Below are 12,281 nucleotides of genomic sequence, written 5' to 3'. Positions count from 1 at the left end.
CGGCGTCCGGTGAACTCCAAGTCAGCCGTCGCCGAGCTCGCCGGAGCCGCTCACTCCGGTTCGTCGCGGAACCTGGCGGCCAGTTCGCCGCGGGAGCCGATGCCGAGCTTCCCGTAGATGCGGGTCAGGTGGTACTGCACCGTCTTCACCGACACGTAAAGCTCGACCGCGGCCTGCTTGTTGCTCATTCCCGCCGCGACCAGCCGCGCGACCGCGGTCTCCTGCGCGGTGAGTCCGGTGAGGTCGACCGCGCGGCGCGCGTGCATCCCGCCTGCCTTCAGCTCCCGCTCGCAGCGCTCGACGTATGCCCGCGCGCCCAGCTCGCGGTAGGCGTCGCGCGCCTGCGACAGCACGACGTCCGCCTCCCGCCGCTTCCCGGCGCGGCGCAGCGTCTGGCCGTAAGGGAACAGCACCCGAGCCCGCTCGTACGGCAGCGGCAGCGAGCCCAGGTTCTCCAACGCGGTGTCGAACGCACGCCGGGCCGCATCCAGGTCGCCGCGGGCTCCTTCGATCCGCCCGCGCACGTAGCCGAGGCGGGCCAGCGTCGAGTGGTGGCCGCGTTCGGCGGCGAGTTCTTCTTGCGGGCGCAGGAAATCCTCCGCCTCGTCGGCCCGGTTGGTCACGATCAGCGCGTTGGCGTACACGTCGTGCCACGGCCAGAAGCCGGGTTCGTCGATGCCGCGCAAGTCCACCAGCGGGCGCAGGTTGCGCAGCACCGACTCGTAGTCCGCGCGGGCCTCCGCGCATTGCGCCTGCGCCAGCGCCGCCGGAATGATCATCACTTCGTAGGTGTGCGCGCCGGTGGCCGAGTGCCGCAGGTGCTCGTAGGCCGCGTCCCAGTCGCCGCGCAGCGCGTTGACCTGCGCGCCCGTCCAGTGCACCAGCGGGCGCACCAGTTCGAGGCCCGCGTCCTCGAGGTGTGCCGCTGCCGCGTTGACGGTGCGCAGTGCCTCGTCCCAGTCGCCGAGCACGAAATCCGCGCGGGCCAGCCACGCCTGCGCCCACAGCGAGATGCGGGTCGATCCCTGCTGGTATTCGGTCGGCACCGCGCCTTGCAGCGCGCGCCGCGCGGCCAGCGGATCGTCTTGGGCGAGCTTGAGCCAGCCCTGCCCCATCTGCACCCGCTGGGCCTGCGCGCCCGCGCGGACCCGGCTCGACGCGCTTTCGTACGCGGACAACGCCTGCGGAATCCGGCCGGTCGCGGCGAGTCCGAGTCCGAGGATCGCCTCGGACTCCACCACCGCCGGATCGTCCCGAGTGGTCAGCCGAACCGCCCGGCGGCTCCAGCGCACCAGTTCCACGCCGTCCCAGTGCCCGAGCGCGTGCAGCACCCGGCGCTGGCAGACCAGTGCGGCGATGTGCGGATCGTCGTCCGGGTCGCAGCGCTGCCACGCGCTGGTCAGCAGCGCCTCCGCCTCGGCGGGGCGGCCTTGCATGATGCCGAGGTAGGCCAGCACCGCATCGCGCAGCGCGCTCGGCGCGAACCCCTCCATGGCCGGGGCCAACGCCTGCGCCCGCGGAATGTCGCCCGCACCGGCCAGCGCGTCGACCGCGCGCACCAGGCGTCGCTCGCGGTCGGCGGGCTCGGGGCTGAGCCGCCCGGCGTCGATCAGCGCGTCACCGGCCGCCGACCACGCGCCGCGATCCGCCTGCCGGTCGGCGAACGAGTCCAGCTCGGCGGCCAGCCCGGCGTCCGGGAACGGGGTGAGCGCGACCCGGTGCGCGAACAGCTCCTGCTCGTCGTCGACCACCCGGGTCGCCGCGCGGTGCGCTTCCTGCCGCCGCAGCGGTGTGAGTCCGGAGTAGACGCACGCGCGCACCAGCTCGGAGGAGAACCGCAACGTGCGCAGTCCGCTACCTTCCGCGGGCAGCAGCACACCCGCTCGCGTGGCCTCGTCCAGCGCCGCGATCGGTTGCCGCACACCGGAAAGCTCCGCCGCGCGCGCGAACGGCACGCTCACACCGAGCACCGCGGCCGCCTCGACCAACGTCCGCGTCGGCTCCGCCCAATCCCGCATGGTGCGCGCGATCCCGCTGATCAGCGCGCGTGGCGCGGGCAGGTTCGACGGCCAGCCGCGCCAAGTTTCCGGCGGCAGTTCGCGCAGGAGTGCGCGGATGTGGCCGGGATTTCCGCCGGTGTGCGCGGAAAGCCGCCGAGCCGTGGCGGGAGCGAGATCGACTCCGGCGTCGCGCAGCGCGAACTCGCGCACGTCCGAGGTGCTCATCGGGCCTATGTGGACGATGGACTGCCGTTGGTGCGCGAGGAAATCCCGTACTTGTGGCGAACTGTCCTGATCCTCGTCGGCGACCAGCAGGGTCAGCACCTGCTCACCGCTCATCCGCCGCTCCGCCGAGGCCAGCGCGCGCAGCGACTCCGGATCGGCCCAATGCGCGTCATCGACCAGCACGATCAGTGGTTGCCGCTGCGCCCAGGTCGCCAGCAGCCGGGTGCCTTCCTCGGCGGGGTCGCCGCCCGGCCGGTGCCCGGTGCCGCGCAGCAGGATCTCCAGCACGCCGAACGCCCGCGACTGCTCCCACTGGACACCGGAGGCCCGCAGCACCTGCACGTCTTCTTGATCGCGCAAGAAGTGCTCGACGACGGTGGTCTTGCCGGTGCCGGGCGGCCCGAGGACCAAGGTCAGCGACGGCTCGCCGGACCGCGCCTCGGCGAGCAGGCTGGCCAGCGCGCCGAGCTCCGCCCGGCGCCCGACGACGTCGTACTGCTCACCTGTCATCGCCTCACCATAAGCATCACCGCCGGGGTGCTGCGGCTAACCGTTGACGTGGATGGTGTGCACGAGCGTGAGGTCGGCCGGATGGATGATCATGCCGACTTCTTCTTCCTCCTCGCGGGCGGCAGCGGTGAGCACGTCTTCGCATCGAGGTTGCCGGAGGGCAGTCGACGGCCATCAAATGAGGGCTCCGGGCAGCCAGAACGAGCTGGACGCAAGCCTCGTGGTGGCCGGCGCACCCGGTGCACCGTGCGGCGGCAAATCCAGCAGGGCCGTGATGACGGCTTCGACCGTGCCTTGCTGCTGCCAGAGCGGATCGCTTCTCGGGTAGTCCTCGGCGCGAAACCGCGCCGCGACGGCCTCGGTCATGTGCCGGAACGTGTAGGTTTCGACGACACCGCCGCCCAGGCGTTGCGCATGTATCGCCGTCACAGCAACGCTTTCGCTCTCCCGCAGGTGCAGGAACCGGAATCCGGCCGCCACGCTTCGCCGGATGGCGTTGATGTGCGGTGCTTCCTCCTCGGCCGTCATCGGAGACCGTTCCCGGGGTGGATGGCGGCGGCCCTGCCAGAGGTCGGGGGAGATGGCGGGGCCGCCGCCACGTCCCTGCTCGATCCGGTTGCAGCAACCCGGGGAAGGAATCGAGCAGGGGGCTTGTGCGAGAGCAGTCGCCGAATCCGTCCGCGATGACCACGTCGCCGCGGTGGTGTCGACGAGGTCGGTTCCGGAGATGAGATACCGGCGCGGACGAGGACGTCGCACCGGGGGCAGCAAGGTCCAGGTGGCATCACCAGCGGTACCGGGGTCACCGTGCGACCGCACACGGCGCCAGGGTCAACATCGTCCTGGAATGCCCGCTCGAATGCGTCGTCGGTGATCGCGTGCTCGCACCGGTCCGATGCGCTGGTGAACCACGTGACGGACGGGTATTCGGTTCTCTGCGCCATTGTTCACCTTCTCCGTTCGGCTCCTCGGTGTCGCAGCACTACAGAACCGCAGTTCAGGCGGCCATTCCACCCCGATACCCGGTGATCTTGCGGGACACGCTTTCCCTGTTGGATCGGGAGGAAATGCGGCACGCTGGTGATCACATAGAGTCGCTGAGATCCACGGCGGAAGGGGGACCGATGCCAACCGCGATCCGCAGCGTGCGGCAGGAACAGCGGAACTTGTCGGCCGAGCTACGCGCCCAGTCGAAGACGTGGGCCGAGGTGGCGGCGGTGTTCGCCGAGCGCTATCACGTCAACATGCGCGCGGCGTTCCGCCTGGCGCACGGGTGGAGTCAGCGCGAAGCGGCCGACGTCTGGAACGAGCGTTGGCCCGCCGACCCCAAGACGTTCAAGAACTTCTCCTACTGGGAGCAGTGGCCGGCCGAAACCGGGCACGCCCCTTCCCTGGAGGTGCTGGGCAAGCTCGCCGAGCTCTACACCTGCCAGCTGTCCGACCTCGTCAGCGACGCCGCCGACTTCCGCTCGGCCGACACCGCTCACCAGCAGAACGAACAGCTCGCCGCCTTGCACAGCGCCGACGACACGGACGCCGCATTTCGCGACTTCGCGGTCCGGCTTGACCAGATCGATGTCCACGAGCTCGCTCGGATGACGGTGGCCCGGGCTCAGAAGGTCGAGCATTGCGGCAGCCGCCGGGCGTTGCTGCTCAAGATCAGCGCCGCACTGTCGATGGCCGCCATGGCGCCCTCACTAGCTCCCGAGGCCGATGCAGACCCAATGCCTATGACCTCCACTGTCGAGGGCGAGCTCTCCGGAATCTGGCACAGCCGGTACCGATATACGAGCACCGGCAGGGGGAAGACCTTCGACGGCGAGCACTACGTCCCACTGCGCCACGCCGGTGACCGGCTCGTCGGCGAGAGCCTGCCCGTCGAGAACGGTTCACGACTCCGACTCGACTTGGTGCCGAACGGCTCCGTGGTCACCGGCACATGGTCCGAGCGAACCTCGCCGACCGGCTATTACAGGGGCTCCGTCTACCACGGAGCACTCCAGCTCGTTCTCGACCCCATGGGCAAGACCATGCGTGGCAAATGGATCGGATTCGATCGGGAATTCACTGTAGACAGTGATGTCTGGGAGCTGAACTGGATGTGCGAGGACACCGGAAAGACCGCACAACGCGCCTACCACTTCAGGGCCTAGGCATCCGCGAGCCGTGACCGTGACGGACTGGGATTGCGCTCCCGAACCCGGTCACGGCCCGGCAGGAACCGCGGCCACCGGACCAAGCGTCGGCGGCCGACGCGCTATACGTCCGTTGTGGACAGATGGTCGCCGGATTTGCCGTTCGTTGCGGGGTTTTGCGGTTCGCGTCGGGTGAGTACCAAGGGGGTGTCCGCGGTGACGGCGACCGTGTGTTCCGAGTGGGCCGTGCGGGAGCCGTCGGCCGAGCGGATGGTCCAGCCGTCGGGGTCGTAGACGATCCGGTCGGTGGTGCGGGCGAACCAGGGCTCGAGCGCGAGCGTCAGTCCCGGCTGGAGCTTCGGGCCGCGGCCCGGCCGCCCCTTGTTGGGGATGTGCAGGTCCTCGTGCATGGTGCGGCCGATGCCGTGACCGCCGAACTCGGTGTTGACCGGGTAGCCGTGGTCGCGGGCCACCGCCCAGATCGCCGCCGAGATGTCGCCGAGCCGGTTTCCCGGGCGCGCGGCCTCGATCGCCGCTTCCAACGCCTCTTCGGTGGCGCGGATGATCCGCAGGTCTTCCGCGGCCGCGGTGCCGACGACGACCGTTCGGGCCGAGTCGGCCGCCCAGCCGTCGACGCGCAGGGCGAGGTCCGCTTTGAGCACGTCACCATCGCGCAGCGCGTAGTCGTGCGGCAGGCCGTGCAGCACGGCGTCGTTGACCGACAGGCAGATGACGTTGCGGAACGGCCCCTTGCCGAAAGACGGGGCGTAGTCCCAGTAGCACGACTCCGCGCCGCGCCGTTCGATCATGCCGCGGACGTGGTGCTCCAGGTCCATGAGGTTGACGCCCACGTCGGCGAGCCTGCCGACCTCGGAGAGCACCTCGGCGACGAAGCGCCCGGCCACGTGCATGTTCTCGATCTCCGCAGGCGTCTTCAGCTCGATCACGGATACCTCGCGTCCTGGTCGGTATAGTTATACCGCAACCTAACACTTGCCGGTAAAGTAATACCAGCCGTACCCTGAGCGCATGGTCCGCCACCCGCTCACACCGGAGCAGATCGAAGCAGGCAGGCGCCTCGGCGCCCTGCTTCGCCGCGCGCGAGCAGAACGCGACCCGGCCGAGGTCGCGCAGGCGGCGGGCATCTCGCCGGAAACCCTGCGCAAGATCGAGACCGGGCGGCTGCCGTCTCCCGGATTCGGCACGATCATCTGCCTCGGTGCAGCGCTCGACCTGCCGGTGCAGGAGTTGGCGGCCACTTGGCGCGGCAGCGACCTGCCGGTGGGAGCCGGGTAGTCGGCTGTCGTCGCGCCGAACCTCGGCTGCGATCGCCCGCGTCACCGCCGCGGGGCCGATGCGGTCCTGCCGATCTTACAGCTCTCGAACGGGCCGCCTCCCCGAAACGGCGCGCGACCGGACCGGCCGTGCGGTTTTCGCCGCCTTGGCGGGAAAACACCGCTGCGACCCGCCGCACCGCCTCATCCCAAGTCACCACCGGCGACCGGCAGCACCGTGCCGGTCAGGTAGGACGCCTCGTCGGAAGCCAGGAACAGCACCGCGGCGGCCTGCTCGTCGAGCGTGCCGTAGCGCTTCAGCAGCGAAGAATCCACGGTCTGGTCCACGACCTGCTGGTACCAGCCCTGTTCCCGAGCGCCGTCCGGGCCGGGTCCGCGCGGCACCTTGCGCGGCGGTGCCTCGGTGCCGCCAGGAGCGGTGGCCACGACCCGGATGCCGTGCTGAGCGGTCTCCATCGCCAGCGAAGCCGTGATCGCGTTGATCCCGCCCTTCGCCGCCGAGTAGGGCACCCGGTGCACACCGCGGGTGGCGACCGAGGAGACGTTCACGATCGTGCCGGAACCCTGCTCGATCAGCTGCGGCAGCACCGCCCGGCAGGTCCACAGCGTCGGCAGGAGCGAACGCCGGATCTCGGCTTCGATCTGATCGGGCTCGTAGTGCTCGTACGGCTTGGCCCAGATCGTGCCGCCCACGTTGTTGATCAGCAGGTCGATCCGCCCGTGCAGCTCGACCGCCTTCGCCGCGGCGGCCTCGGCCCCGGCGAACGTCTCCAGATCGGCCACCACGCCGTCCGCGCGCCTGCCGTCCGCGCGCAGCTTCTCGGCGCTTTCGTGCACCAGCTCCGAGCGGTCGACCAGCACCACCGCGGCTCCCTCGGCCGCCATCCGCTGCGCCACGGTCCAGCCGATGCCCTGCACGGCACCCGTGATCACCGCGGCCTTCTCGCCGAACCTGCCGTGGAATGCCGTCATCATGCCGCTCCCGCCGGGTTGAACTTCTCGTAGTGGAAGTGCGCCGGGGTGACGCCGCGCCCGGCGAGGTCCGAACGCACCGCCTCCACCATCGGCGGCGGCCCGCACAGGTAGACGTCCACGTCGCCGTCGGCGAGGTGCTCGGGGCCGACGAACTTGGTGACGTAGCCCTTGTTCGGGTGCTCGCTGGACTCCTCGGCCACGCAGGTCTCGAAGGTGAACTGCGGCAGCGCCTCGGCGTAGTCCTGCAACCGCTGCACCTCCACCAGGTCCTGGTCGGCGGTCACGCCGTAGACCAGGTGCACCGGATGTTCCAGGCCGGTCTCGCGCAGCTTCTCCAACATCGCCAGCAGCGGCGCCAGACCGGTCCCGCCGGCCAGCAGCAGCGCTCTGCGGTTGATCTCCCGCAGGAAGAACCCGCCCATCGGGCCGGTGAACTCGACGCGGTCGCCCGCGCGCGCCCGCGTCTTCAGGTATTCCGACATCGCGCCGCCCTCGGTGTAGCGGACGAGGAACGAGACCTGCTTGTCGTCCGGTCCGTTCGAGAACGAGTACGACCGCGAGCAGTCCGCGCCCGGCACGGCGACGTTGACGTACTGGCCCGGCAGGAACGACAGCGCATCCCGGTCGTCGAGCTCCAGGGTGAAACCGATGGTGCTGTCCGAGTGCAGCACCACGTCGGTGACGGTGGCCTGGTGCGTGGCCGCGCCGGTCTTCGCCGCCTCCGAGGTGCCGGCGATCTGCACGACCATGTCGCTGCGCGGCATCGCCTGGCACGCCAGCAGGTAACCCCGCTCGGCCTCCTCGTCGGTGAGGGCGTCCTCGATGTAGTCGCCGCCGTCGTAGTCACCCGACTCGCAGAACGACTTGCACGTCCCGCAAGCACCGTCGCGGCAATCCAGCGGGATGTTGATCCGCGCCTTGTACGAGGCGTCCGCGACGGTCTCGTGCGGCGCGCAAGTCACGAAGCGGGTGATCCCGTCCTCGAAGCTCAACGCGACCTGATGATTCATGGCAGCCTCCTGCCGGAGATCAAATGTGGTAGATGTCGACCACGTGGTGGATGTAGTCGTTCTTCAGGACCACTTTCTTCCTGGTGATCAGCGGTTCTTCCCCGGACATGTCCAAGGTGTAGAACGACGTGCCGAAATAGGTGTCGACGTTCTGGTACCGGTAGTACAAGGTGAACCAGTTGAACCGGATGTCCACCTCGTCGCCGCGGTCCTCCACCACTTCGACGTTGTTGATGTTGTGCCCGGTGCGCGGTTCCGGAATGCTCGTCGCCGCCGACCGGTCGGTGCGGATCCGGAAAACCCGGTCCTCCAGCCCGCCGCGGTTCGAGTAGTAGATCAGCGAGATCTCGGTCTGCGGATCCGTGGTGAGCGTGTCGTCGACGTCCCAGGCGGGCATCCAGAATTCGACGTCGGGGTGGTAGCACTCCAGCCACTTCTCGAATTCCCGGTCGTCGAGGTAGCGGGCCTCGCGGTACAGGAAGGCCTGGATTCGTTCCAGCTTGCTGGTCTGTTCGGCGATCGCGGTCATCTCTGCGGCCTCCCTCACTCGGCCCGGTCCACGGGCGACTTGCCGGCCATGCCGCGTTGCAGCGCGGTCTGCCAATAGCCGTGCTGCACCCGGTAGAGCCCTTCGTCTTCCGTGCGCACACCGCTGACCAGCGGTTTGATGCCGAGCTTGGCCGCGTCCTCGTCGGCGCCTTCGAGTTCGTGCGTGGCGCCGCGGCTCATGTCGTTCCACGGGGCATTGGTGGCCAGGTAGGTCTTCTGGCAGGAGCGGAACTCCTCCAAGTCGTCCGGGGTGGCCATGCCGGAGGCGTTGAAGAAGTCCTCGTACTGGCGGATCCGGTTCGCCCGCGCATCGGCGCTTTCGCCCTTCGGTGCGATGCAGTAGATCGTCACCTCGGTCTTGTCCACCGAAATGGGCCGGAAGTGGCGGATCTGCGAGCCGAACTGGTCCATCAGGTAGACGTTCGGGTACAGGCAGAGGTTCCGCGAATAGCCGATCATCCAATCGGCCTTGGCCTGGCCGAATTCGGCCACCAGCTCGTCGCGGCGCTCGTTGAGCGACCGGTTCGACGGATCGGCCCACTCGGTCCACAGCAGCAGGTGGCCGTGCTCGAAGGAGTAGAAGCCGCCCTTCTGCTTCGACCAGGTGCCCGCGTCCATGTTCTTGGTCTCGTTCGCCGACTCGCCGTTGGTGCGCCGGGCGGTGGTGGCCGCGTAGTTCCAGTGCGTCGCCGAGACGTGGTAGCCGTCCGCGCCGTTCTCGGCCTGCACCTTCCAATTCCCGTCGTAGGTGTAGCTGGACGCGCCGCGCAGCACCTCCAGGCCCTCCGGGGACTGGTCCACGATCATGTCGATGATCTTGGTGGCTTCGCCGAGGTGCTCGGTCAGCTCCAGCACGTCCGGGTTCAGGCTGCCGAACAGGAAACCGCGGTAGTTGCCGAACCGCGCCACCTTGGTCAGGTCGTGCGAGCCGTCGGTGTTGAACTGCTCCGGGTAGCCGGCGTCGCGCGGGTCCTTGACCTTGAGCAGCTTGCCGTCGTTGCGGTAGGTCCAGCCGTGGAACGGGCAGGTCAGCGTGGTGCGGTTGTCCGTCTTGCGGCGGCAGAGCATCGCGCCGCGATGGCTGCACGCGTTGATCAGGCAGTTCAGTTCGCCCTGCTTGTCCCGGGTGATCACCACCGGCTGGCGGCCGATGTAGGTGGTGAAGTAGTCGCCCGGATTCGGGATCTGGCTCTCGTGCGCCAGGTAGATCCAATTTCCTTCGAAGAGGTATTTCATCTCCATTTCGAAGATCTCTTCGTCGGTGAAGATGCTGCGGCGGGCGCGGTGCAGGCCGTTTTCCGGATCTTCGACCAGTGCGTCGTCCAGAACGGCTCGGGCATGTTCGGAAACTGCGGACATGATTCCTCCACTCTGAGGTTCGTGTTCGCCGGTGGCGGTCACTGTTGCACCGCGTGGCCTGCGTCACCCCAGGTGTTTTCCCAGGGTTGACCTAGGTGCCCTTCCATATGCGGTGCATATCAAACAACCTGGATTAAGTATTTGTCCGGCCCCAATGCGCCGACCTACGCTGGTTCGGCATGTGAACGGGGCCACAGCGGAGCGGAGGTGATCGCCGGTGGAAATCCGCCTCCTGCGCTATTTCGTCGCGGTGGCCGAGACCCGGCACTTCGGCCAGGCGGCGCAGCGGCTGCACATGGCGCAACCGCCGCTCTCGCAGGCGATCCGGCAGCTCGAGGCCGACCTCGGCGCCGAGCTGTTCGCCCGCACCACCCGCCGGGTCGATCTGACCGAGGCCGGGCAGGCGCTCTACACCGATGCGCTGCGAATCCTGCGCTCGCTGGACGATTCGGCGCGGCGGGTGCGGCGCATCGCGGGCGGCAGCCACGGGCTGCTGCGGGTGGGGCTGACCGGTTCGGCGGCCTACCGGCAGCTGCCGAAGCTGGCCGGGCTGATCAAGCGGGAACTGCCCGGGGTGGCGCTGGAGATCCACTCCGAGATGCTCACTCCCGCGCAGGAGGCTGCGCTGCTGGACACCAGCATCGACATCGGCCTGCTGCGCCCGCCGACCCGCGAGGACGGCATCAGCCACCGCACCGTTGCCACCGACCGGCTGGTGGCCGCGCTGCCGCAGGAGCACTGGCTGGCCGGCGAGTCCGTAGTGGGGGTCGGCGACCTGCGCGCCGAGCACTTCGTCATGTACTCGGGTTCCTCGGTGGTCAACGACGCGGTGGTGCGCAGCTGCCTGGCCGCCGGGTTCTATCCGCACCGCGAGCACGAGGTCGGCGAGACCTCGATCCTGCTGGCGCTGGTCGCCGCCGGGCTCGGCGTCGCGCTCGTGCCGGAGTCGGTGCGCTCGATCGCGCTGGAAGGCGTCGCGTTCGTGCCGGTGGGTGAGCCGGAGTCGGTGCGGATGGCGCTGGCCTGGCGCACCGGCGACGAGTCCCCGCTGCTGCGCAACCTGCTGTCCGTGCTCGACGAGCACGCCGTGTTCGGCATTGAGGAGGAACGTGAAGATCACCCGCATTGAGGCGATCCCGTACGCCATCCCTTACCGCAAGCCGTTGCGCTTCGCCAGCGGCGAGGTGCACGCCGCCGAACACGTGCTGGTGCGGGTGCACACCGACGCCGGAGTCATCGGCGTGGCCGAGGCGCCACCGCGTCCGTTCACCTACGGCGAGACGCAGCAGTCGATCATCGCGGTGGTGGACCGGATCTTCGCCCCCGAGCTGGTGGGCCTGAAGCTCACCGACCGCGAGGTGATGCACGCCCGGATGCACCGCACCGTCGGCAATCCGGCCGCGAAAGCGGCGATCGACATGGCCGTGTGGGACGCGCTGGGCCGCTGCCTGGACCTGCCGGTGACCGAACTGCTCGGCGGGTTCACCGACCACCTGCGGGTTTCGCACATGATCGGTTTCGCGCCGCCGGAGAAGATGGTCGCCGAAGCCGAGCAGGTCCGCTCCGACTACGGCATCACCACGTTCAAGGTCAAGGTCGGCAGGCGCCCCTACACGCTGGACGTGGCGGCATGCCGGGCGCTGCGCGAGCACTTCGGCGCCGACGTCGAGCTGTACGTGGACGGCAACCGGGGCTGGAGCGCCTCGGAATCCGCGCGGGCGCTGCGCGAGATGGACGACCTCGACCTGACGCTGGCCGAGGAGCTGTGCCCGGCCGACGACGTGCTCGGCAGGCGCTGGCTGGTGCAGCGCTGCCCGGTTCCGTTCGTGGCCGACGAAAGCGCGACGAACCCCGGTGAGGTCACCCGCGAACTGCTGGCGGGCTCGGCGAACGCGCTGAGCATCAAGACCGCGCGCACCGGTTTCACCACCTCGCACCGGATACTCGCGCAGGCCGAAGGGCTGGGCACCGAGGTGGTGCTGGGCAACCAGATCGACGGCCAGCTGGGCACGATGTGCAGCGTCGTGTTCGGCTCGGCCTTCGCGGCGACCGCGCGCCGCGCCGGGGAGCTGTCGAACTTCCTGGACATGAGCGACGACCTGCTCACCGAGCCGCTTCAGCTCCGGGACGGCACCTTGGCGGTGCGGTCCGGGCCCGGACTCGGCGTGCAGATCGATCCGGACAAGCTGGCCCGCTACCGCCAAGACTGAGCGCTACCGCGCT

At 69.1% G+C, this 12,281-nt stretch carries 11 protein-coding genes; 4 read left to right on the top strand and 7 right to left on the bottom strand.

Going from position 1 to position 12,281, the window contains the following annotated elements; translation table 11 throughout:
• Positions 1-50: 50 nt before the first annotated feature.
• Both V1457_RS26090 and V1457_RS26080 read right to left on the bottom strand, forming a co-directional pair.
• The gene (locus V1457_RS26090) at positions 51-2,735 is read right to left on the bottom strand and encodes an AAA family ATPase (RefSeq protein ID WP_338597529.1); all 2,685 of its coding nucleotides are present in this window, start codon (positions 2,733-2,735) and stop codon (positions 51-53) included.
• Positions 2,736-2,909: 174 nt separating this feature from the next.
• Entirely contained in the window at positions 2,910-3,263 is a 354-nt protein-coding gene (locus tag V1457_RS26080; RefSeq protein WP_338597527.1) for a hypothetical protein, read from the bottom strand.
• 596 nt (positions 3,264-3,859) lie between these two features.
• Here V1457_RS26080 and V1457_RS26075 point away from each other — a divergent pair.
• Entirely contained in the window at positions 3,860-4,888 is a 1,029-nt protein-coding gene (locus V1457_RS26075; RefSeq protein ID WP_338597525.1) for a helix-turn-helix transcriptional regulator, read from the top strand.
• Positions 4,889-4,992: 104 nt separating this feature from the next.
• Here V1457_RS26075 and map read toward each other — a convergent pair whose 3' ends face one another.
• Positions 4,993-5,817 (bottom strand): type I methionyl aminopeptidase, encoded by an 825-nt coding sequence (map, locus tag V1457_RS26070; protein ID WP_338597523.1) that lies wholly within the window; start codon positions 5,815-5,817, stop codon positions 4,993-4,995.
• 82 nt (positions 5,818-5,899) lie between these two features.
• On the opposite strand from map, the gene V1457_RS26065 reads away from it, so the two are divergent.
• Positions 5,900-6,166 carry a helix-turn-helix transcriptional regulator gene (locus V1457_RS26065; protein ID WP_200072242.1) on the top strand — a complete coding sequence of 89 codons (267 nt, stop codon included), beginning with the start codon at positions 5,900-5,902 and terminating at the stop codon, positions 6,164-6,166.
• A 182-nt stretch (positions 6,167-6,348) separates the two neighbouring features.
• On the opposite strand, the gene V1457_RS26060 is transcribed toward V1457_RS26065, so the two are convergent.
• The 4 genes from V1457_RS26060 to benA are packed head-to-tail and all read right to left on the bottom strand — an operon-like array spanning position 6,349 to position 10,058.
• Entirely contained in the window at positions 6,349-7,137 is a 789-nt protein-coding gene (locus V1457_RS26060; RefSeq protein ID WP_295140120.1) for a 1,6-dihydroxycyclohexa-2,4-diene-1-carboxylate dehydrogenase, read from the bottom strand.
• A complete protein-coding gene (gene benC, locus V1457_RS26055; protein WP_338597520.1) occupies positions 7,137-8,150 on the bottom strand; it encodes a benzoate 1,2-dioxygenase electron transfer component BenC in 1,014 nt (337 codons plus the stop codon). Before benC ends, V1457_RS26060 begins: the two co-directional genes overlap by 1 nt.
• 19 nt (positions 8,151-8,169) lie before the next feature.
• Positions 8,170-8,679: a benzoate 1,2-dioxygenase small subunit gene (gene benB, locus V1457_RS26050; protein WP_200072243.1), complete on the bottom strand. Its 510-nt coding sequence runs from the start codon at positions 8,677-8,679 to the stop codon at positions 8,170-8,172.
• 14 nt (positions 8,680-8,693) lie between these two features.
• Positions 8,694-10,058: a benzoate 1,2-dioxygenase large subunit gene (benA, locus tag V1457_RS26045; RefSeq protein WP_200072244.1), complete on the bottom strand. Its 1,365-nt coding sequence runs from the start codon at positions 10,056-10,058 to the stop codon at positions 8,694-8,696.
• A gap of 217 nt (positions 10,059-10,275) precedes the next feature.
• Between benA and V1457_RS26040 the strand changes: the two genes are divergently transcribed.
• Both V1457_RS26040 and V1457_RS26035 read left to right on the top strand, forming a co-directional pair.
• Positions 10,276-11,187 (top strand): LysR substrate-binding domain-containing protein, encoded by a 912-nt coding sequence (locus V1457_RS26040; RefSeq protein WP_338597516.1) that lies wholly within the window; start codon positions 10,276-10,278, stop codon positions 11,185-11,187.
• The gene (locus V1457_RS26035) at positions 11,168-12,268 is read left to right on the top strand and encodes an enolase C-terminal domain-like protein (RefSeq protein ID WP_338597515.1); all 1,101 of its coding nucleotides are present in this window, start codon (positions 11,168-11,170) and stop codon (positions 12,266-12,268) included. The genes V1457_RS26040 and V1457_RS26035 overlap by 20 nt, the downstream gene beginning before the upstream one ends.
• Positions 12,269-12,281: the final 13 nt, after the last annotated feature.

This window comes from Saccharopolyspora sp. SCSIO 74807, assembly GCF_037023755.1.
GTDB lineage: Bacteria > Actinomycetota > Actinomycetes > Mycobacteriales > Pseudonocardiaceae > Saccharopolyspora_C > Saccharopolyspora_C galaxeae.
The sequence above is the reverse complement of the archived record's forward strand: the minus strand, read 5'-3'. Positions and strand labels throughout refer to the sequence as shown.

Coding starts and splice junctions, on each gene's coding strand:
- V1457_RS26075 (WP_338597525.1), top strand. CDS start 3,860: ATGCCAACCGCGATCCGCAGCGTGCGGCAGGAACAGCGGAACTTGTCG.
- V1457_RS26065 (WP_200072242.1), top strand. CDS start 5,900: ATGGTCCGCCACCCGCTCACACCGGAGCAGATCGAAGCAGGCAGGCGC.
- benA (WP_200072244.1), bottom strand. CDS start 10,058: ATGTCCGCAGTTTCCGAACATGCCCGAGCCGTTCTGGACGACGCACTG.
- V1457_RS26090 (WP_338597529.1), bottom strand. CDS start 2,735: ATGACAGGTGAGCAGTACGACGTCGTCGGGCGCCGGGCGGAGCTCGGC.
- V1457_RS26060 (WP_295140120.1), bottom strand. CDS start 7,137: ATGACGGCATTCCACGGCAGGTTCGGCGAGAAGGCCGCGGTGATCACG.
- benC (WP_338597520.1), bottom strand. CDS start 8,150: ATGAATCATCAGGTCGCGTTGAGCTTCGAGGACGGGATCACCCGCTTC.
- benB (WP_200072243.1), bottom strand. CDS start 8,679: ATGACCGCGATCGCCGAACAGACCAGCAAGCTGGAACGAATCCAGGCC.
- V1457_RS26080 (WP_338597527.1), bottom strand. CDS start 3,263: ATGACGGCCGAGGAGGAAGCACCGCACATCAACGCCATCCGGCGAAGC.